The 21,890-nt window shown below is 34.1% G+C and carries 17 protein-coding genes; 14 read left to right on the top strand and 3 right to left on the bottom strand.

Annotated features, from left to right (window positions below):
• Window positions 1–7 precede the first annotated feature (7 nt).
• Entirely contained in the window at window positions 8–175 is a 168-nt protein-coding gene (locus A0O34_RS21735) for a hypothetical protein (protein ID WP_157886102.1), read from the bottom strand.
• Between the two features lie 191 nt (window positions 176–366).
• Between A0O34_RS21735 and A0O34_RS21730 the strand changes: the two genes are divergently transcribed.
• The 14 genes from A0O34_RS21730 to A0O34_RS21660 all read left to right on the top strand — a co-directional run bounded on the left by A0O34_RS21730 (window position 367) and on the right by A0O34_RS21660 (window position 17,983).
• A complete protein-coding gene (locus A0O34_RS21730; RefSeq protein WP_066759312.1) occupies window positions 367–2,082 on the top strand; it encodes a helix-turn-helix domain-containing protein in 1,716 nt (571 codons plus the stop codon).
• Between the two features lie 487 nt (window positions 2,083–2,569).
• Window positions 2,570–4,117, top strand: a complete 1,548-nt coding sequence (locus A0O34_RS21725) for a T9SS type A sorting domain-containing protein (protein ID WP_066759906.1) — start codon at window positions 2,570–2,572, stop codon at window positions 4,115–4,117.
• A gap of 8 nt (window positions 4,118–4,125) precedes the next feature.
• On the top strand, window positions 4,126–7,554 hold the full coding sequence (locus tag A0O34_RS21720) for a hypothetical protein (RefSeq protein WP_066759311.1): 3,429 nt from the start codon (window positions 4,126–4,128) through the stop codon (window positions 7,552–7,554).
• A 6-nt stretch (window positions 7,555–7,560) separates the two neighbouring features.
• Window positions 7,561–11,214, top strand: a complete 3,654-nt coding sequence (locus tag A0O34_RS21715; RefSeq protein WP_066759310.1) for a DUF6443 domain-containing protein — start codon at window positions 7,561–7,563, stop codon at window positions 11,212–11,214.
• Entirely contained in the window at window positions 11,214–11,669 is a 456-nt protein-coding gene (locus A0O34_RS21710; protein ID WP_066759308.1) for a hypothetical protein, read from the top strand. The genes A0O34_RS21715 and A0O34_RS21710 overlap by 1 nt, the downstream gene beginning before the upstream one ends.
• A 9-nt stretch (window positions 11,670–11,678) precedes the next feature.
• The gene (locus A0O34_RS21705) at window positions 11,679–12,293 is read left to right on the top strand and encodes a hypothetical protein (RefSeq protein ID WP_157886101.1); all 615 of its coding nucleotides are present in this window, start codon (window positions 11,679–11,681) and stop codon (window positions 12,291–12,293) included.
• A gap of 397 nt (window positions 12,294–12,690) precedes the next feature.
• On the top strand, window positions 12,691–13,068 hold the full coding sequence (locus tag A0O34_RS21700; protein ID WP_066759306.1) for a hypothetical protein: 378 nt from the start codon (window positions 12,691–12,693) through the stop codon (window positions 13,066–13,068).
• 203 nt (window positions 13,069–13,271) lie between these two features.
• Window positions 13,272–13,598 (top strand): hypothetical protein, encoded by a 327-nt coding sequence (locus tag A0O34_RS21695; protein ID WP_066759305.1) that lies wholly within the window; start codon window positions 13,272–13,274, stop codon window positions 13,596–13,598.
• A 43-nt stretch (window positions 13,599–13,641) separates the two neighbouring features.
• Window positions 13,642–13,887, top strand: a complete 246-nt coding sequence (locus tag A0O34_RS21690; protein ID WP_157886100.1) for a hypothetical protein — start codon at window positions 13,642–13,644, stop codon at window positions 13,885–13,887.
• Window positions 13,884–14,189 (top strand): hypothetical protein, encoded by a 306-nt coding sequence (locus tag A0O34_RS21685; protein ID WP_066759296.1) that lies wholly within the window; start codon window positions 13,884–13,886, stop codon window positions 14,187–14,189. Before A0O34_RS21690 ends, A0O34_RS21685 begins: the two co-directional genes overlap by 4 nt.
• Before the next feature lie 393 nt (window positions 14,190–14,582).
• Window positions 14,583–14,915, top strand: coding sequence for an SMI1/KNR4 family protein (locus tag A0O34_RS21675; protein WP_066759294.1), 333 nt, complete (start codon window positions 14,583–14,585; stop codon window positions 14,913–14,915).
• Window positions 14,916–15,254: 339 nt separating this feature from the next.
• Entirely contained in the window at window positions 15,255–16,028 is a 774-nt protein-coding gene (locus A0O34_RS21670; RefSeq protein WP_066759293.1) for a helix-turn-helix domain-containing protein, read from the top strand.
• Between the two features lie 160 nt (window positions 16,029–16,188).
• Window positions 16,189–17,691 carry a DoxX family protein gene (locus A0O34_RS21665; RefSeq protein ID WP_066759291.1) on the top strand — a complete coding sequence of 501 codons (1,503 nt, stop codon included), beginning with the start codon at window positions 16,189–16,191 and terminating at the stop codon, window positions 17,689–17,691.
• Window positions 17,692–17,728: 37 nt separating this feature from the next.
• Entirely contained in the window at window positions 17,729–17,983 is a 255-nt protein-coding gene (locus A0O34_RS21660) for a DUF6520 family protein (protein ID WP_066759289.1), read from the top strand.
• Between the two features lie 41 nt (window positions 17,984–18,024).
• Here the strand turns inward: A0O34_RS21660 and A0O34_RS21655 are convergent, their stop codons facing one another.
• Together A0O34_RS21655 and A0O34_RS21650 are read right to left on the bottom strand one after the other, a co-directional pair.
• A complete protein-coding gene (locus tag A0O34_RS21655; RefSeq protein ID WP_157886099.1) occupies window positions 18,025–20,496 on the bottom strand; it encodes an alpha/beta hydrolase family protein in 2,472 nt (823 codons plus the stop codon).
• A 10-nt stretch (window positions 20,497–20,506) separates the two neighbouring features.
• Complete coding sequence (locus A0O34_RS21650) at window positions 20,507–21,880, bottom strand: RagB/SusD family nutrient uptake outer membrane protein (protein ID WP_066759283.1); 1,374 nt, start codon at window positions 21,878–21,880, stop codon at window positions 20,507–20,509.
• Window positions 21,881–21,890 lie beyond the last annotated feature (10 nt).

Raw genomic sequence — 21,890 nt, 5'->3', positions numbered from 1 at the left:
CTAAAAATTATCTACTAGTATCAAAACCTCCTTGATGATTACTTGCATTATTTGGATCACCACAGTCATTAACATTTTGTCTGGTACCACCAAATATTTTGTTTGGGTTGGCAATTTTAACTATTTGTAATTTTTTTAGAGATAATTTTTTTTCATTTTTCGGTTCTTTTTTCATTGTAAATAAATTTTTGTTAGAATACAAAGAAAATAATAATTTTCCAATTTGAGCCAAAACATATCTATGAATTCTGTAAAATATTGCTTTCTTGGTATGTTTAAGAGCTATTTGGTTAATTTGGCTCTACTTTGTTTTTCATATTAAATAAAGCAATATTTTTGCACTAACAGAAAAGAATTCACAACACAATGAAAATACAAGCCCTCATATTATTCCTTATAGGCTATAATTTGCTTTATGCTCAAACAAACATCAAAACAGATTCTTTAAAAAATTATACTTATCAAGAATTGCAAGAAAAATTTTATGACTATAATTATGATGGAAAATCTGACGAATCAAAGCTTATCGCACAATACTATCTATCTAAAGCTAAACAGGAAAAGAATAATTCTCAAATAGCGGAAGGATATGCATTTATGTATGTCAATGAAAATGAGGAAAATGCATTGAAATATATAGACAGCATGAGTGTCGTGTCAAAAAAAATAAACGAAGACATATATCCTACCCGTATTTATCTATTAAAAGCTAATATATTTTTAAAATTTAATAATCAAAAAGAAGCCTTGAATAATTATATAATAGGACTTAAATATGCAAAGCAGAGAAATAATAAACGGCAAATTGCTTTGGCGGAAACTAATATCGCCTATCTAAACAACTATGTGGGGAAGCACTTGGAAGCAGCCCTCATATTAAGGTATTATATGGATAATGCGGATTATCTAAACGAAAATGAAGTAGAAAAAATACGGGTAAACCTTGCAGATACTTATATTGAAATTAATAAACTAGATTCCGCCAATTCTTTAATTAATAGAGGATTGAGGGTTTTTAAAAATAAAGACACCTATCGATATTATCAATATTTGATTTTATCAGGATCTTATCATTTGAAATTGAAAAAATATCAGATGGCTATTGATAATTTACTACAATGCAAAAAATATTTTTTTACAACTGATGACGAAAGAAATAAAAACTATACACTTTATTATTTAGGCGAATCTTATGTAGGGATAAAACAAAAACAAAAAGCCGTTCAAAATTTTGCAGAGATTGATTCCCTTATTCAAAAAAGTGATTACATTTTTCCTGAACTCCGAAGAGTATATACCTATTTGATAGATTATTATAAAGAAAAAAAAGATAAGGAAAAACAACTTTTTTATATTGAGCGATTTCTAACAATAGATCAAATATTAGATTCAGAGTTTAGTTATGTTTCCAGAGAACTGCCCAGGCGATATGATAAGCCTAATTTACTAAAGGAAAAAGAGGCTATCATTAATGAATTAGCTACCAAAAAAATATTTTTTTACATTAGTCTAGGCGTTTTATCTTTGATTCTTTGGCTGTTTGTGTATCTCTATTACAAAACCAAGAAATCTGAAAAACAGCACCGAAAAATCGCCCAGGATCTTGTTCATTCTGTGTACGAGTCTCATAAAGTTCGAAAAGAAACTGAAACTCAAAACGAAAATCTTTCCTATACTGAACCGCAGGAAAATTTAAAAGACAAAACAACACGGGTTATTGCTGAAGAGGTCGCAAAAACAATTCTTAAAGAATTAGAACTGTTTGAAAGTAAAGAGCATTTCCTGAAAAAAGGGATTACGTTAGCCACATTAGCTAAAAAAATAAAGACTAACTCCAATTATTTATCGGAGATCATCAACACCCATAAGGGAAAAAACTTCAATGCCTATCTCAATGATTTACGTATAGATTATGCCATCAGCAGATTGGCAAAAGACAAAAAATTCAGTTCCTATAAATTAGCTATTATAGCAGAAGAATTAGGATATAATAATGAACAGGCATTTACTACAGCTTTCAAAAAAAAGACTGGAACTCCGCTTACTATTTACCTAAAAGAGGTTGAAAAAGAAAACCTGTAATATAAACCTATAAAATGTATTAATACATTGGTTTTAAGTGTATTAAAAAATATAAAATGGTCTATGGATTCATGAATCCATAGACCATTTTATTTCGTGGGTGTCCAAACTTCTTTATGTTTGCCCAGGAATTTAAACACCAGGGATTTATTTTTTGTATGCGCGCATTTACAAAAATAGAAAAGCAGAAAAATGATCATAAAAATACAATACCGCCAGGGATTGGATGATGCATTAATCGTTTTAAACCAAAAATCAAAATAAAATTTTTATTTCTTCGATGCAATTATAACACGACAGGTTCTGTCGCTATGAGGCTATACCTTTGCTTCACAAAGAAATTAAGAAAACTAGGTTATGAAAATATTATGTTTTGAAAGTGGATATGTATCCGTGAAATACCCAAATAAAATATGGGAAAAACCCTTATGCTGGGAAATAAAATTTTGTTTTAATTTAACATCTTAAAAATAAAACATAAATGCTTATGAGAAAAACTTACTTATGTGCGCTCTTTTTGTGCGCAATTACGAGCGCAAAAGCTCAGGAAATCGTTTGGGAGAAAAACATCAAATCCAGTACTCAAGATTTCTTATCAAAAGTCACCACTACTATTGACGGACAGTACTTAATTACAGGAAGTTCAATTCAGTCTGGCGCTTCGACAGGCTCAGCGACCACAAAGCAAAAAAACGGTTACAATTTCCACTTGATAAAACTCAATCCGCAGGGAGAGCAGGTCTTTGAAAAGTATTTCGTTGGAAATGGACATGACTACCTTTCTGCTAATGTACCCACACAGGAAGGCGGAAATTTATTAGCAGGAACTTCTTACAGCGGGAAGGGGCTGGATAAAAAGAACGATTCCAAAGGGGGTTCAGACATATGGATCATTAAAATTAATGAATTTGGCGATGAAATCTGGCAGAAAACCATCGGCTCTACAGCTGATGAAGAAGCACGAGCCGTTATTCAAACGACCGATTTAGGATTCTTTGTTGCAGGAAATGTACAAAACTCACCTAAAAATTACGGTTCAAAGGATATTTTGATTGTAAGACTCGATAAAAATGGAAAAGAACTGTCTCAGACTATTTTAGGCTCTAAAGCGCTTGATGAGGTGGAAAAAATGATTCCAACGAAAGATGGTGGTGCTTTATTAGGGATCTATTCACGAGGTGATATCGGAGGATCAAAAAAGACAGAAAACTTTGGCGAAGGTGACAATTATATCATAAAATTGGATAAAAATGGCAAGGTAGAATGGGAAAAGAACTACGGTGGAAAAGACGACGATCATTTGAGAACAATGGCTTTAACAGCTACAGGATTCGTCATTGGTGGTGAGTCAAGATCTGGGCGAACGGGAAATAAAAATGTCGGAATTGAAGATGGTACGGATCTATGGTTGATCTCGCTCAACGAAAGAGGTGATGAAATCTGGCAGAAATCTTACAATTTTGGTGGCAGAGATGTTTTAATGGGAATGAGCGTACTACACAGTTCCGATGATAAAACTACAAAAGGAGTGTTGATCGGGGGCTACACACAAGCTGAGGGTAGCATTGAAGCCGATGATGAAAAGTTTTATATGTTGTATTTAGATCAGAATGGTAATGAGCAGTGGCGAAAATATGTAAAAGGCGAGTCAAGTAAGCGTGAAGAAAGACTTTCAGACATCAAGCTCAATAGAGACGGCTCGATCATTTTAGCCGGAACCAGTGCCGAAACGCTTGGCTCTGAAAACTGGAAGATCATAAAATTAGGAGATAAACAAATTGACCAGTTGATTGAAAAACAAGACATCAAAATTTACCCTAACCCTGTCTCAGATTATGCTTATGTGGAAATAGGATTTGACTTCAAAGATGCTGAGATTATTTTGTACGATATGAGTGGGCGACAATTACAAAGTTTGAAAACTAAAAACAAAGTGACTAAAATCAATACTCAGAACTTGATTCAGGGGGCTTATTTGATTGTTATAAAAACTGATACGAATAAAACGGCTAACGCAAAATTGATTAAGAAATAAAACTCAAAATGAAGAAAAATATAATAGCTGTAATTTTATTATCAGCTTCTTTAAACAATACTTTCCTTGCCCAATCGGGTAATGATTTCAATAAAAATGTAGATGACATTAATAAAATGTTTCCTGCAGCACCTACTTCTAATAATCTGATGAAATTTGAAGAGGTACCGGTAAGTTATTATACAGGAATTCCCGATATTAATATCCCTCTTTTCAATATTCCTACAAGCAGTCCAAACGTTAGTCTTAATGTTCAGTTAAAATACCATCCTTTAAGTGCTAAGCCGGATGATAAAGCCGGAGAAACGGGTCTTGGATGGAATTTATTAGCAGGAGGTACTATTACAAGAACCGTAAGAGGTGGTGTGGCAGACGGTAAAATAGAATCTACTTTTATGTCTTCTCCACCAACCGCAAAATATGGTATTTACAGGCATGAAAATAATCCAACTTATAAATTAATATTTGACCAACTTACGAATTGGAATATTAATGAATATGCTTTTTATACAGGAATCGGTAAGTATGATACGGAATATGATCTGTATCAGTACAACTTTATGGGTAATACCGGAAGATTTATCATCAAAAAGGATCCTAGTGGAAATTTTATTGTTGAAAAACTGGATCGAAATAATTTAAAAATTACCAGTACTCATGATTCAGGAGGAGAAGTACAGACTGTAACAATCATAGATGATAAAGGAATTAAATATCTTTTCAAAGGGATGGAAAGTTCTTCAAAAGATGTCTCGACTGTAAAAATAGGACTTTTGAAGAATACCAGTAATATATCATCAAATGTGGGTGGAGGAATTTACTTTACAGCCTATCATCTGGAAAAAGTTCAGGATCAAAATAGCAATACTTTACTTACCTTCAATTATGACCAATCATCCCAAGTAGAATATAAAGATACTGAAACAATAACAACAAGATTTCCAAAGGATATTATTTATAACTATTTTGACGGTGCTGCGCCAATTAATCCAGATCCCCAAATTCCGGGTGCTTTAGAAGTTCAAACTGTATATAACACAGGAAGAACCAAACTTCTTACAAACATTACGATAACCGATAAAGGAAGCATCAATTTCACCTATGAAAAAGGGAGAAGTGATTCCAATTATTTAAATTCATCAGAATTATACAAATTAAAGTCTGTACAAAGTAATATTAATTTACAAAGCATAAACCAATTTGTTGACAAATACACTTTTGATTATGATTACTCAAACACATCTTTGTCTACACTTCCTAATCCTACTCCAAGCTTAAAAAAGCTTTTATTAAAAAAAATAACAAAATCGGGTATTCCTAGTAACTTAAATGAGTATAACATCAGTTATAATAGTCAAACTAAGATATTTCAAAAGGATAATTGGGGATATTATAAAGATACAGTATCCTACCAACCAGCAGACATCACACAAGATGTTATCAGCTCTATTACCTATCCCACTAAGGGAAAAGTAGTGTTTGATTTTGGAGAAAATATTTACAGTCATTTTGCTGGATTTTCACAACCTATCGAACCTGTAACAGGAGAATGGGTGGACGAAGACAATAATTTTGAATTGATGGGAATCAATACATTCAGCCCAACTGTCAGAGGAGAATTTTTCACTATACTTTCTCCACAAACAGTAAAGCTACATCTGGATCTGGGAAGTTTAATTTATTCTAATTGGCAGTTTAATATTTATAAACAGCTTAGTCCCAATGTATTTTCAGCTCCCGTAACTAACTTTGGAATGAGCTGGCAATCTTGCATAAGTACAAGTGGTGCTCAATGCCCGGGTGCCGAAATTGGTGAAAACGGAGAGCCGGTTACAGAATATAATAAAGAAGTCACCTTAGAGCCTGGAACTTACTATGCATCTCTTAGCGGAAGTCATGGGATAACTCAGAGACCAATTTCCTATGTTCTTACTGCTTCTACAAAAGAACATCATTTCAACAGTTATTTGACTAAAAGAGGTGGTGGGCTGAGAATTAATGATATTAAGTATTTTGAATCTTCAACTTCAACATCACCTGCTAAAGAATTTATTTATGATTATCGCGATATAAATGATGCTCAAAAAAGTAGTGGAAGCTTAGTGTTTCCTGAGCCCGTTTTTAAATATACTGAAAGTATTGCCTATGAATATCTAGATGAAAATTCTGGATCCTATGCAAATTATAGTGCAACATCCAATACTACAACAAACTTTAATATCATCCCGGCAGAAAAGACGCAGGGCTCAGATGTAGGTTATCAATATGTAACCGTAAAGCAGATTCAAAAAGATACTAACAATGCAATTAGTGATAATGGTAAAACCTTATACAAATTCAGATCTCCAATAGATTTTCCTAATCCTGATGTATTTTCATTGGAAATGCCCATACTTCCCATTACTAATCATGATTACTTGAGGGGGCAAATGATTTTCGAGAAAAAATATGATGTTGACGGAAAGATTCTTTCAGAAATAAATAATGAACATACAACGCTTGAGTTTACTAAATTGGAGGGGATAAAGGTGAAAGATAATTATTACAACAATATCAAACCTAATTTTTATAAATACAAATATTATGATGGTTTTAAAATGTTCTTTCCTGGTATCATTTTGTCTACCCCCTACAAATACTATAATATATTCGGTGTCACTTTACCTACCGAGAAGCGTGAAACCTCTTATTTCTATAAGAACGGTGTGCAGAGTTCAGTAGTTTCAATCACGAATACAGCCTATAATACAGAAGATTATCCTTTATTAGTCACACAAATTTCAGCAGACGGAGTAACGAATGTTTCAGATTATAAATATGCAAAGGAGAAACTTAATCAAAGACTGATTACAGCTAACATGCTTGCAATTCCATTGGAAACAGAGACAAAACAGAACGGGAAAACCTTATCAAAAACAGAGACAAAATATGATAATTTGTCTAATCTGTTGCCAAGTTCTGTCGAATCTTCTGATGTCCAAAATGGTACTTCGTATGCAGAAGTTACCTATGAGAGATACGATACAAAAGGTAATCTGCAGCAATACAGAACTAAAGAAGGTATTCCTGTAACGATTATCTGGGGCTACACCCAAACTCAACCCATTGCAAAAATAGAAGGAATTACCTACGATCAATTGGCGAATTTGGGCATTATCTCAGGTATAGTTACAGCTTCCGATGCAGACGCTGCTAATCCAGCTCAGGAAGGAGCACTACTAACAGCATTTACTAACTTCAAAAATAATTCCAGTCTCAATGGCTTAAAGATCACTACCTATACTTACGATCCATTGATTGGGGTAACGAATATCATTCCGCCAACAGGAATAAGACAGGTTTATATCTATGATGCATCCAACAGATTGAAAGAAATCAGAGAAAGTGAGCCAACAGGAAAAATCCTGAAAGAATTTAAATACAACTACAAAAACTAACACACGATGAAAAAGATAATTATTCCAATCGGAGCTTTGCTTATCACGAGTTTAGCTCATGCACAGAATTTACCTATTACAGAAAATTATATACAGACCAGAACCTATCTTGAACCGGTAACTACAAGCAGCTCAACAGCAAAACAAATCCATACCGTTCAGTATTTTGATGGACTTGGAAGACTAAAACAAGTGGTGAATGTCAAAGCCTCACCTTTAGGAAGAGATGTTGTAACTCAAATCGAATATGATGGATTTGGAAGGCAGACTAAAGATTATCTTCCTGTCCCACAAGGAGGAACTTTGAACGGAGCTATTGTTCCGACTCCATTAGGAAATGCCCCAAATACACCTTTAGGAAACGAAAAGATCTTTTCAGAAAAGATACTTGAAAGCTCACCATTAGACAGAGTTCAGGAGCAGAGACAGGTGGGTAACGATTGGACGGGAAAACCCGTTAAGTTTACTTATGAAGCCAACACTACAGAAGATAAGGTAAGAAATTATGTAACCACAACCATTTGGGATGTAGCCAATAAGATGTTTGTATCTTCTGTTCAGACCTCTCAATTTTTCCAGCCTGCACAATTGTATAAAACTACCGTTACCGATGAAGACGGAAACAAAACCATTGAATTTAAAAACGGAAGAGGACAAACACTGCTCGTAAGAAAAGTTGTCTCTGCTACAGAAAATGCAGATACCTATTATGTATATAACGAATACAACCAATTGGCATATACCATTCCGCCAACAGCTTCAATCTCTGGTTTGACCGATCTGACAATTTTAAATAACCTTTGTTATCAATACAGATATGACAGTAAATATAAATTGGTCGAAAAGAAACTTCCAGGCAAAGGTTGGGAGTATATGGTCTACGATAAACAGGATCGATTGGTTTTAACACAAGATACCGTTTTAAAAGGAAAAGGACAATGGCTTTTTACTAAATACGATCTGTTTTCACGACCAATTTACACAGGAATAGTAGACACTTCTCTTGGTAGGATTCAACAGCAAAATGCGGTAGATGGGTTTGGTTCCAATAATGAAAAGAGAAATAGATTCAGTTGGAATAATAGCGGTATAGATGTTTTTTATACGAACACGGGAGCTTATCCTGCAATGAATTTTAAGGTATTGACGGTCAATTACTATGATACGTATCAAGCCTACAGCTTCAATCCTACATTCCCGACAAGTATTTTTGGAAAGCCAACATTGACCGATGATCCTTCAAGCTCCGGAATGAGTACCAACAGCCTTCCTGTCATGAATCTGGTTAAAAACATTGAAGATGATAACTGGACAAAGAATTACACCTATTACGATACCAGAGGAAGAGTTGTTGCGACAAACTCTATCAACCATTTAGGAGGTTATACCAAAACAGAATCCGATCTTGATTTTGCAGGAGTTCCACAGAAAGTTAATACTTACCACGCAAGAAAATCTGATGAAGTTGGAATAACAATAAAAGAACGTTTTGTATATGATTTACAAAACAGAATTTTACAGCATTATCATCAGGTTGACAGTAAACCCGAAGAATTGTTGGTTCAAAATGAATACAACGAACTTTCTCAGTTAACAAACAAGAAAGTCGGAAATAATCTTCAAAGTATTGATTACGATTACAATATCAGAGGATGGATGACAGGCATCAATAAAGACCAAATGTTATTACCTGATCTTGGAGGAAAATTATTTTCTTACAAGATCAAATACACCCAGAAAGAAGGAATCACCTATCCTAATTCCATATTTGCAGGAAAGGAGGTAAAAGCCAAATACAACGGAAATATTGTAGAAGTAGATTGGAGAGTAGTTGAAAATATTGGAAATAATCCTTCAACTACACCAAAAAGATATGGATATGTCTACGATAGTTTGAATAGATTAACAGCAGGATATTATCAAAACCCGTACAACCCATATAGTGCTGAAAACACAGAATCTCTGGCATATGACCTGAATGGAAACATAACAGGTTTGTACCGAAGCTCTGTTATGGAAAATCTAAGCAATACAGTTACAGCAATAGATAATTTAGAATATGTTTATGCTACAGGTGGTAATCAGGTAACCACTATTAATGATGCTACACAAAACCCGACGGGTTATGAAGGCGGAGGAGGTACCATTGGTTATGATCTTAACGGTAACATGACAACAATGCCTGATAAAGGGATTTCAACGATCAAATACAATTTTCTGAATCTTCCTAATAACTTGGGAATTAATAAAAATGGTAATGAAGATATTATCATTAACACCAAATATAGGGCTGATGGAACGAAATTGACAAAGGAAAATGTGACTAGTATAACAGGTGTTATAGGGGCAACAACCACAAAAAAAACTACAGATTATTTGGATGGCTTCCAATATTTAAAAACTGAAAATGTTAATGGTGGTGGTTCTTCAGAAATGCTGATGGCTTCTTCATTATCCCGAAGAGCAATGCAGCCAATGGCTTTTTCACTTGTTCCTACACTTCCTGATCCTACTATAGACCCGCCTTTCGGTGGTGGAATTATTGTTGATATAAAAACGCCAGATTTACAGTTTTTTCCAACATCGGAAGGATTTTATGATTATCAAAAAGATCAGTATATTTACAGCTACAAGGATCAACAAGGAAATACGAGGGTAAGTTTCGCAAGAAACAGCGCAGGAGTTCTTGAAATCACAGATAACAATGATTATTACCCGTTCGGGATGAATCATTTGAAAACAGGTACAGCATATTTCGGACAAGGAAGTTATAAGAATTACAAAATGCAGGGTCAGGAATTGCAGGAAACAGGGTTTTATGCATATAAATGGAGAAATTATATGCCGGATGTTGGAAGATTTTTTAACATTGATCCACTTGCGGCTAAATACCCGTATAACAGTACTTATGCATTCCAAGAGAACAAGTTAGGAATGGGAGTTGAGCTTGAAGGGCTAGAATTATTACAAAATCATACCGGATTTTTTGCTATCCGAGGAAATGAAATGATGGTAAAACGAGCACCTGTATCGCAAATAGATAGTAACGGATATGCTACCTTTACTCCAGGAGGTATTGGATTAACTACAAAAGGATATAATCCTGGTGGAGCTAGAATATCAGATGGATCAGCAGGATTGAAATTAAATTCGTATAACTACAGCGGCACTGTAGCAAATAGTGCAACAATGGAAAATGTAACGGAAACGCCGGAAAGTATGGATAGCCAAAAGTTTACCACCACAATAAGAGGGTTGGAAATGACAAACAAATTGATGAAAGGTTATGATAAATTAAGTACCGCAGCCGGAGGAGTGCAAGAGTTGGTAGGTCTACTAGATTTAGCTTCTAATATCCCTGATGCCGTTAAAAGTATGGGTAATTATGTCCAAGCGTCAAAAGATGTTATAGCAACTGAAGGACAAGCTAAGACTATGGATCAAGCTATCAAATATGTGGATTCTAGTGGAATTGAAATGAATCAGCAGACGAGAAACGATGTAGTGAATTTCGTTACAGATGGAACTTTACCTGATCCCAGTGCAGGGCTAATGCCGAATTCTGCAATAATCCAGAATGGTACACAGATAATGAAAGCTAATGGCATTCCTATTCAGCCTCTTAATGAACAATTAACAAATAAAAATATTCCACAATAATGAAACCATTTAAATACATCTCAGTAATTTTAATTCTATTAAGCATAAGCAGTTGCGTAAATCAGCAAAAAAAGGATGAAGATCAAATTAAAAATACAGTAAGAGCATATTGGAAAGCCGTTAAAAATAATGATCTACAAGCTTATAATAACTTAATATATGAGTCGCAAAATTATCCTGGAGTAACTGCTTCAGAATTGAATTTTTTGTATAAACATTACGATATAGTAAATCCCAAAGAGAGTTTATTGAAAAATATTAAAATCAAGGATACTACTGTTATGTTTGCTGAGAATAAACAAAAATATGTTCAGTATACTATAGTAAAAAAGAATGACCCGGATAATTTGAAAAAAGATCTCATCATAACTTTAATGTTTTATAAACCCATAGGATTTAATAAAATAAATAACCCCGTAATTTTGGAAAATCATATTGGTTGGGATAAAGATTAAATTCAAAAAATGAAAACGATAATTTTATTAATTCTACCAATTCTGTGTTTTTCGCAAAACAAAAAGAATGATTTTGAATATATGCAAAAAGCAATGATTGACATTAAAAATAAAGATTTCATTGCTGCTATTTCAAATTTGGATAAAAATTTACAAATATTTCCAAACGATCCCGCTACTTTGTATTTCAAGGGATATTCTCAAATTATAATCGATCAAAAAGAAAAAGGCTGTAAAACCTTAATTGACGCAATTTACTATCGAAGTAATAGCGCAAAAAAAGTTTATGCGGAAAAATGTATTGATTATGACCCTAACCTTAATATTGATAAATTTAAGACAGGAGAATTTTCTTTAGAAATTTTAAGTAACGAAAATTTGGTTTATAAGTTTAAGCGTAAGAATGATATACAATATGAGAGTTATAAAGATAAAATTTATACCGGAAAAATTGTATGGCTAGGAAGTGGCGATTATAAAATAGTTGCAAATCAAAAAACCAGAGAAATTATGCCGGAAACCCCTCAGTTTATAATTAGAGTTTTGAAGATTGAAAAAAATGAATATTTATATGAAAAAATTGAAGATACTCAAGTTCAATTTGGATTAGTTAAAAAACTTTAGTCGACTGGCGAGTATACATGTAAATATATTTTTCTTTGTTACGTGTGATTTATAGAGAATAATCGATAATGATTTTATAAAATAGAGTGATCGTTTATGGTCACTTTATTTATTTTAGCCGGAAATTAAAACCTTAATATGATTAAAATTTATTGATTTATACGGAATAGTATCGTATAAATCAATAAATTAATATTCATCATTGCAGCTAATACTAGAATAGCTGCAATGTTTTTTAATAAGTATAAAATTAAAACAATTGACTAAGAAATTCTTTCCCCAATAATGAAAACATTTAAATACATTTCACTTTGAGAATTAGATAATCAAAATTATTTCAGGTATGTGGAGACAAAGAATATACTGAACAAGCCTATAAATAAAAGACAAATAAAAAATGGAAAAATTTTTGGAAGCTCTTAAAGAACGAGCGGGCTTTTTTTTAATAGAAATGGGTGGATTTAAACCTTTTAGAGCATTTGTACTGGATAATGGAGAAATAAGAGATATTGTAAGTAGTTCTGAGATCTGTTCGGTAGAAGAAATGTATGACTTGTTTCTGAAGGATGTAGAACAAGATTTGAATAATATTGACATAAAAGTATCGGCAATCGTTCTTAGTGGTCAAGTAGATGGCTACGATGTAGTAGTGATAGAAATTTTTTCACATCTCCAGGAGAAGTATCAAGTAGTATATCCTTATAATATAAGTGGTGAAACTGTAATCTTCGGAGTGGATGCAAATAAAGAATATCATACAAATATCAGAAGATGAAGGATTCTATTACTTCCTAATTTACTCCGAAAAACACGAATTAATTGATTGGCTTTTTCACTAATGAAAATTGTCTAGATAATATTTCCTGTTTATGATAAGACCGGGTTTGTTGTCGATTTGAACTGGAGTAATTTCATTTGAAGAGCAAATGATTATTTGGATATTTACTTTTTATTATCAATCAATGATCGCAATTAAGAATGTATTTATTAACAGATACTGATCTATTTTTGGATGGTAATAGAAAGGTATTTTTTAACGGAGCAACTTCGGGCTCTAATATTCCAATTTCGGATAAAAATAAAAATATAGTAAGGGAAACTTTTCTTTTTGATACAGATCTTATAAAAAAGAATGGAAAGAATTATTCCGGTTTTATGCTATTTAACTTAAATTCTAAAGGAAAGTCTGTGTATCAAAATAGATTGTATAATATTAAAGTCCGAGGAAATGGAGGCTTTTTAAGAACAGATTTTATGGAAAACAAAAAAATTATCAATAATGGAAGAAGTGTTATTAAAAAATAGAAGATTTATGTATAATCAAATTACGTTAATCTTTCTACTCCTTATGTCAAGTTGTAATAAAGACAATAAAGTAAAGGATAATGTTAATACTAATGAGCTTACTATCCAGAGTTTTATACCAAAAATACTGGAAGGACGACAGCATAAAATTATTCCTTCAATGTCAAACGTTTTTGAAGACAGTACATATTTAATTAAACAGTTTGATGAAACTACTTTTGTGGTTACAAATAAAAATGAAAAAGTTCAGTACGGTATTAAATATTCGGGGGGGACAACATTTATTTGAACAAAAATCTAAAACCTGCTGCTATTTTTCTTCTTGATAATGAATCTTTGCCTCGTTATGGTATTTTTTGGGAGAAAAACACTTTAAATAAGGTCTGTAGATTATTAAAGTTTGAATATTCTAATAATAAAGTATATAAATTAAGTTCAGTAGAAAAAGATAAATTGGATATTTTCTCTATAAAAATTTCTGAATTAAGAAATTTTTTTGACAAAATTAAAAGTAATAATGTTGAGTTTATTGAAAAAACAGAAATGCCTGGACAATTTTATAGAACTCCATTATGGGAAATTAGTTGGTAATTTTTCAGTAATTCTGCTGTAAAAAGCATATGGTAATTTAGTATATCTGACAAAACTATAATAATGAAGGAGAATAAGAAGAAAACTGAATAAAGTCATAAAGGGGAAATTTTATGAAACTTCATAGTGGATTTTTTGACAGAGAATGAGAAAATAGTTTTTGATGGACCACTTGTATTTGCAAGTGGTTTTGTCGATAATATTACAGCTAAACAACTTTCTTGAATTTACCATTCGGGGAAACATTTGTAGAACAGCAGATCCAGAACAAATATGAAAACTCGTATAAGTTTAATGCGAAGGAATTACATTCTGAGACAGGGGTTTTATTATTACCGAGCAAGGTAGTCGATATTGAAGTTCAATTTTCTATATGTTTAAAAGTGTTATTTTATGAACAATAATTTTGAATACCCAGATGATTACTTATCATATGTAAATAAATTACAGAATAATGAGATATTTACAGATAGCGGATACATTGAATTATTTCAATTTGAGGAATTGGACGAGATTAATAAAGAGTATGAAACGGAAACATATGTTCCTGATTTTATAAATATTGGAACAAATAGCGGGGGTGTTGGAATTTTTATAAATAAAAAGAATGGCCACATTTATTCGATTCCATTTGTAGGTATGGATGAAAAAGATGCTATTCTGCTTGGCAGTTCATTTTCTGAATTTATATATAAATTTGAAAATAATGAATCGGAGATTATATAATAATTATTCTATCAGGGCTGTTACACACTTCTCTAGGTGTGTTAACAAACCTCAATAAGGAAAATCAAAATAAAGCCACAATTATGTGGCTTTTCTTTTTAGAGTGAATAAGGATACTTAAAGTATACAGAATATTGGGGTTTGTGATCTTATACATATACCAGAGCAAATGTACTTATATCAAGAGAGTAGATACGTTACAACAAGTAACCTTATCAAAAAATGTCACTATTACCAATGTTATTAATTCTCAATAACGAGAATTAAATTTTGCATTCTGAATAAAATAAATTACATTGTCTTTTTATTTAGTTTCTCTCTAGACTAAACAACGAGCTCATGAATATCTTCTTACTGTCTTTAATAGACAAAAGTATTGGAGGTGCAATGGTCAAACTTTCACAGCTCCCTGCACAATCACCAATATTAAGTCCTCAACACAAACAAATTCTGGCGAGGCTAACGGAAATGGTTGTAAATACCTATGTCACTTTTTTCAAAAGTGTCAGGATAATTCCTGCCGGGTTTGAATTAGGCAGTAAAATAATGATCAAAAAGTTGAGTAGTGTAGATTTTACTAGCGATAATCTCGACTTTATTGAAAAAAAGCTTGTTGGACTGATTGATGTCCCTAATCCGACTTCTGTGATTCCTATCCATGCTCATTTAAACCGTTCGGGAAAGTTTTTTTTGTTTACGGGAATTGCAGTTTTAGAAGATAGTGATCAGTACGTAGAGTTTTTCCTGTGTAAATTCTCGGTTAATGCAATGTCTATACGTTTTAGTTCAGGCAGTCTGCATTACCTTGATCAAATTCTTGAAAAGGGGAGCAGCTCGGAATTGGTATCGCCTCGGAAACTGGCAGCGTACTATGGCATCAACTATAATCAGTTTCAAAAAGATTGCAGAAACCATTTCGGAGATACTTTCCACCAGTTTCATAATAAAATGAAAATGCTTGATGTTGTAGGAGACGTCCTATTTACAAATTATAGTCTTAAGGAAATTGCATACAGGAATAAATTTTATAACTACAACAGTATGTATAGCCTCTTTCGAAAAAAGTATAAATTTCCCATAGATTCTATACCCAGATTATTACCAGAAATCTAAAAGATATTAGTGCTTTTGAGTGCCTTGATACTTTTATCAATATCCTCAATACTATTATCAATATTTTTTATTCTATTCAACATATCTATTATACTACTTTCAATATTTCTTATCTCTGAATCTGAGAACTTTACTTCTGGAAAACAAACAAAACAAATCCATGAGAAAGTTTCTTCAAATCTTGCCGGTAGTTTTTGCGTACTGCTTTGCGCTTCTGTTCTGCTATGCAAGTGTTAGTAAAATACTGGACTTCGAGAATTTTCAAGTTCAATTGGCGCAGTCACCGTTATTGAGTGCTTACGCCGGATTTATTCCTTATGCTGTAATTATTGCAGAACTTATTATCGCGGTATTACTTTTTATTAAAAGCATCAGGCTTGTGGGGTTGTATCTTACACTAGGTATCATGGTCAGCTTTACAGTTTACATCTATCTGATCCTAAATTATAGTGATTTTGTGCCCTGTTCCTGTGGCGGAATTTTGGAAAAGCTTGGTTGGAGAGAACACCTCATCTTTAATATAGTTTGTGTTTTGCTGGTCTTAGTTGGAATTTACATTGTAGCACGACATGCAGAAAAGAATGTATTTAAAACCATCATTTCAACAGTATCTATCAGTATTGTATCTGCTGGTGTAATCATTGCATTATTTTTATCCTCAGAAAACATCATTAAAAAAGAAAATAATTTCACCAGGCGTTTTCTGCTACATCCAATTATCGAAGATAAAACTTTAGACCTTGGAATTAATTCCTATTATTTTGCAGGGGTTGAGCATGATAAGATCTATTTGGGTAATCTTACAGCACCATTGATTCTAACATCAGTTGATACAGCACTGACAGGAAATTCAGAAGTAAGGCTACATCTCGATAAGTCAGATTACAAGTTCCGTAATTTACAACTTCAGGTAAAATCTCCATACTTCTACCTCTATGATGGTAGTGTTCCAGTTATTTACAGAGGTTCTTTGGGAGATTCTTTAGCCCGAACCATTAGCTATAGAGATGCTTACTTTACTCAGCTGGTGGTTATTGATTCTTCTCGATTCGCAATCCGGACACAAAGCCGTCAAAACCAGCAATATGTGTTAGGCAGTCTGAATCTGGGTCAAAATCCTAAAGTAAAATTACACACAACTATCCTTGAAAAACAAATAGACGGCGTTTTTGATTCCGACGGCAAGTTGATTACAAGCCTGAAAACCAATAATCTTATCTATACTTTCTCCTATCGGAATCAATTTTTGGTTGTGGATGAAGAGCTCAATGTATTAAAGAAGTTAAATACCATTGATACTACGAGTCGTGCTAAAATACAAACGCGACGGCTTTCTGACGGTAAGCATAAAATGACCGCGCCACCGCTGCTCGTGAACAAAATAATGACCGCTAATCGCCATCTTTTGTTCAATCAGTCTAACTTGATAGGAAAACATGAATCTTCAAAAGCATGGGAAAAAGCCTCAGTCGTCGATATATACAGAACCGATAAACAGGAATATGTCGGGAGTTTTTATATACAAAACCGGACAGAAAATACAATGTCATACATGCTGGCAACGGACAAATACCTGTATGTGCTGATTGGAAATGAACTCGTCAGGTACAAATTCAGGACAGCATTACTAGATCCTAAATCAGGGGAAGCCGAAAACCTTTAAAAGAGTAGGCAAAAAATCAACCTTAAATTTTTCAATTATGAAAAAATTAATTCTTCCTGCATTCGTTATATTGATGGGTGCAGGTGCCGCTTTTGCAACAAAAGCAACAACAAGTAAACGTGCAATTGTAGATGCATATCGCATTGATGCGGTGTCGGGTCAATGTATTGATGCAGAACAAAAGTGTAGTACAACTTTTGGAGAAACCTGTCTCTGGTCAGCAGACAATGCCACCCCTTTGCATCAGTTATCTGAGACTATGTGTGGTGAAGAGCTATTTAAAAGCAATTAACCAGACAAAAGCTAGGCTGCCTCAGTGAGACAGCCTAGCTTTTATTGTTTATCAATCCATGGCACATTCCTTTTGTTTTTCAAAAAGTAATCCCACCATTCGAGTACTTTTCGGTGCAGATCCTTTTTCTCATCCGAACTGGCACTTAATGCATGTCTACCATTTTGGTAGAATAAGGCGATGACGTGTTTGTTGTATCTTCTCAGGCCTAAAAAGAATTCCATGGTCTGATCCCAGGGTACATTCTCATCCTGCTTTCCGGTCCAGAGTAATATAGGCGCATTCACATTTTCAACAGCGAGTATCGGATTGTTCTTTATATATGATGATTTGTCGATAGTATATGACTTCATTCCAAATTGCCCGCTTTCATATTGCCAATAGAGTGGGCCCGTGAAATGATTGTTGTACGAAAAATAGGAACGTATAATGTCACTGAGCCCAGCACCGGATATATATGTGGCGAAGCGATCGGAATGGGTCGCGATAAAATTAGTTTCATATCCGCCAAATGAGTGACCAATAAGTCCAACTTTACTCATATCAATACTGGGATTGCTACTAACCAAGTCAAGTGCTTTGTTTACACAGTCCAGAGCGGATAATCCCGCTCCGGTAGTTCCCACAAAGGTATCCGGCAAGAGTACAAAATACCCTTTTTCCAAGAGGGTACGGATATCCAATTCATCACGATTGTGGTAACCGGGGGTTAAATATTGGTTTGATTTACCATTTTGAATCTGATAGATGTGTACCACCATCGGGTATTTTTTTTCAGGATTAAAGTTCACAGGATAATATAAGAGTCCTTTCAAGGGCATTCCATTGTGAGTTGTATAGTGAAATATTTCTTGTTTTAGAGCAAGTGTAGCTTTATCCGTTGTACTTTCAGCTGTCAGCAGTTGCTTCTTTTGTTTGCCATTGCTGACAAGGAATAATTGAGGCGCTCTGTTGTAATTCTCTTCCAAAAAGCAAAACCTTTTAAATTGATCGTCAGGAACAATGTTTCTAACAAAATTTTCTGTCGGAGCTATAATTTCCTTTTGTTTACCCTCTTTCCAGATTAAGTAGGATTTAGTAGTTGTTGGCTGATCAAAAACTTCTATCAAGAGAGGTTTTGTGATATCAATAGTATTGACTGAAAAATTCCATTTATCTGATATTTTTAATATGCGGGCATTCCTAATCTTTGTTGATTTTCCGGACGCTACCTGTAAGGCTATCAATTTTTTGGTCTTAATTTCATAGCGCCAAAGGTCGCGTGGACTTTCAAAGAAAATATATAGACCATCCATCGTAAATGAAGGATTTTGTAATAACTTATTATCAATAACGCTTTTTGTCATTGAACCGATCTCCAATAGTGTCCATTTTTCCCCATCTTCACTTCCGAGCAAGAATTTTCCATTATAGGAACAGATAATCTCAGCTGATCCGTAATTTATACCTTTTAGATCTTCTATTCTGCGGTAGCTGTTTAGTAGCGCATCATATATCTGTATATCCTTTAGCTGTGGCTCATAGGTTAGATAATCATGATCTTTTGTAGGATGAAAGGCTAAAAAATAGCGGTCATTATTTACCGATGCAAAAACAGGATATGTATCGGTAGGAAGTTCCTGCACTTTATTTTCATCTGGTTTACACAACCAATATCTATTTTTGGGAATACCTATTTTTTTGGTTTTTAGATTTTCGTCATTTCCATACCAAATATCCACGATTTTATTCTCTGACCTTTCTGGGCTGTGAAGGCTTACCAGTAAAGCCTTTCCGTCTTGAATTTCTGTAATTTTATAATAACCATCTTTTTCAATATTGATTGAAGGAAGCTCATTTACTTTGCCATTCAATGTGTTGATCAGTATGAGTTGAGATCTATTTAATACTTCTTCAATTTCTGTGCTGATAAGATATTTTCCGGAGCTTGACAGTTCCATTTTTTTTATGGTGTTATTCGTCGACCTCAATACCTTTATGACGCTTTCGGAGAGATCAATTATTTCATAACCTTTAGCATTTTTCCTGTACACGTACAATTTTTCCTTTCTGTCCGAAACAGGGAATTCCAGTACACCATTTATATGCTGCAACATTTTATGATCGTTGGTGTATAGGCTAAGGTTTGCTTCTTGATCCAATATTGCATACCTGCCTACCAAAGGAAGTGGATTGGCTACTTTTACGTGGTTATAGATCTTCCTCTCATTGGTTTTAAGATTCCAAAACTCCGCTTTTCCTTTACCAAAGACCAAGATTTCATTTTTTATGAAGGTTGTTTCTCCATTAAAGTCTATACTGCCTGCAGAAACTTCAGGCTTTTTGGTATCCACTACCAATAGGGTATCTTGGGTAAGATCATAACGTTTCCGTACAGCTACCCATCTTCCATCTTCGGAATAAATAGGATTTGCAAGCCTTGAGAATCCCGAAATCCAGCTTTGTAAGGTATCCTTCTTGTTTTGTGCATGATGAAAATTGCCGATACCAAACATTATCAATAACCAAATCATTTTTTGCATGTTAGTATCCGGTATTTTGAGGATTCAAATTCGAGTTTAGTAAGAGCTCCTGCTGTGGTAGTGGCCATAAATTATGATAAGACTTCCAGTTAGGTTTTACTGTGACTAGGGTCCCTAGACGATCCAAACGTTTGAGATCAAGAAAACGATGCCCCATTTCGGTAAAGAATTCTTTTCTGTTTTCCAGTACAATCTCACTAAGAAGAGCAGATTGTGTTGTTGCTCCTGTCAAAGCACTAAGGCCTGCACGTTGCCTTGTGGCATTGACATAAGGCAGTGCTTCGGGTAATTTATTCTGTTGTACCAATGCTTCTGCTAAGAGCAGATAGACTTCTTCCAGACGGAATACAACCGAATATTCGGTGGTATTATTCGTTCGGTTCTTATATTTATCCGCGCGATACCAGGTATTTCCGTTAAAAGTTACCACTGCCATCCAGTTTTGTTTGCGCAGGTCTCCGTTTGAAAATGTACCTACTAAATCCTGTGATAGTGCATAACTATGGGGCGCGGAATTATTGAAATAATAGGTAGATGCTTCCTTAGTTCCGTCGCCTTGGTTTTTAGGTCTCAACTGCCATAGGATATGCGTTCCGGATTTTAGGAATACTTTGGCCGTATTATTCTCGAACTGGTACAGTGGGCTTTGTACAATATTTTTCAAAAGTAACTCTGCGTTGCTCCATCGGTGCTGAACCATATAAATTTTAGCCAACATTAACTGTGCTGTCTTTTTATTGGGGTAGATTCGTTCTGTATGTCTGTATTCATCGGTTAACAAATTGGCTGCCTGACTCAGGTCGTTTTCCAATCTAGTTAGAACCTCTAAGGACGGTGTTTTGGCTAAAGATAGGTTGACCTGATAATTCGTTGTAACCGGATAGGGAATATCACCAAATATCTGCTGTAAATATAGATATGAGATCGACCTCACAAGAAGAGCTTCACCTTTAATCCGTCCCTTTTCGTTTTCAGATATTGATGATGAATTTTCTACCCCTTCTACGATGGCATTGGCTGTATAGATGTTCTGATAGGCGGAAGACCAATAGGAATAAATAGTTGGATTGGCAGCAATCTGCTGATTACGGTAAATATCGAATACTCCGTTAACGGATGTGGTGGCATAACTATCTAGGTCATCGGTATAAGATCCGAAAAGTTCACCTGCCTGATTTCCTGCTACAGGTGAGTTATCCCTTATCCCTGCATATAAACCGGCGAGTGCCGCATTAGCGGTTTGAACGTCTTCAAATACTTGGGCCGTGGTGATCTGATTATTAGGAATTTCTACTTCGACCAGTTTCTCACAGGATATGGCAATTTTCAAAAAGGAAAGTATGATGATTATAAATAGTATTTTAAGTGTTTTCATAATAAAGGAT

The sequence above is a fragment of the Chryseobacterium glaciei genome (genome assembly GCF_001648155.1).
GTDB lineage: Bacteria > Bacteroidota > Bacteroidia > Flavobacteriales > Weeksellaceae > Chryseobacterium > Chryseobacterium glaciei.
Note: the sequence above shows the minus strand (reverse complement) of the source record. Positions and strands in the feature narration are given on the sequence as shown.

Bases quoted from the DNA above. Each gene is read 5' to 3' on its own strand.
- A0O34_RS21735 (WP_157886102.1), bottom strand. From the start codon at position 175: ATGAAAAAAGAACCGAAAAATGAAAAAAAATTATCTCTAAAAAAATTA.
- A0O34_RS21675 (WP_066759294.1), top strand. From the start codon at position 14,583: ATGAACAATAATTTTGAATACCCAGATGATTACTTATCATATGTAAAT.
- A0O34_RS21655 (WP_157886099.1), bottom strand. From the start codon at position 20,496: ATGATTTGGTTATTGATAATGTTTGGTATCGGCAATTTTCATCATGCA.
- A0O34_RS21695 (WP_066759305.1), top strand. From the start codon at position 13,272: ATGTATTTATTAACAGATACTGATCTATTTTTGGATGGTAATAGAAAG.
- A0O34_RS21720 (WP_066759311.1), top strand. From the start codon at position 4,126: ATGAAGAAAAATATAATAGCTGTAATTTTATTATCAGCTTCTTTAAAC.
- A0O34_RS21670 (WP_066759293.1), top strand. From the start codon at position 15,255: ATGAATATCTTCTTACTGTCTTTAATAGACAAAAGTATTGGAGGTGCA.
- A0O34_RS21705 (WP_157886101.1), top strand. From the start codon at position 11,679: ATGAAAACGATAATTTTATTAATTCTACCAATTCTGTGTTTTTCGCAA.
- A0O34_RS21710 (WP_066759308.1), top strand. From the start codon at position 11,214: ATGAAACCATTTAAATACATCTCAGTAATTTTAATTCTATTAAGCATA.
- A0O34_RS21730 (WP_066759312.1), top strand. From the start codon at position 367: ATGAAAATACAAGCCCTCATATTATTCCTTATAGGCTATAATTTGCTT.
- A0O34_RS21715 (WP_066759310.1), top strand. From the start codon at position 7,561: ATGAAAAAGATAATTATTCCAATCGGAGCTTTGCTTATCACGAGTTTA.
- A0O34_RS21650 (WP_066759283.1), bottom strand. From the start codon at position 21,880: ATGAAAACACTTAAAATACTATTTATAATCATCATACTTTCCTTTTTG.
- A0O34_RS21700 (WP_066759306.1), top strand. From the start codon at position 12,691: ATGGAAAAATTTTTGGAAGCTCTTAAAGAACGAGCGGGCTTTTTTTTA.
- A0O34_RS21690 (WP_157886100.1), top strand. From the start codon at position 13,642: ATGTCAAGTTGTAATAAAGACAATAAAGTAAAGGATAATGTTAATACT.
- A0O34_RS21660 (WP_066759289.1), top strand. From the start codon at position 17,729: ATGAAAAAATTAATTCTTCCTGCATTCGTTATATTGATGGGTGCAGGT.
- A0O34_RS21725 (WP_066759906.1), top strand. From the start codon at position 2,570: ATGAGAAAAACTTACTTATGTGCGCTCTTTTTGTGCGCAATTACGAGC.
- A0O34_RS21665 (WP_066759291.1), top strand. From the start codon at position 16,189: ATGAGAAAGTTTCTTCAAATCTTGCCGGTAGTTTTTGCGTACTGCTTT.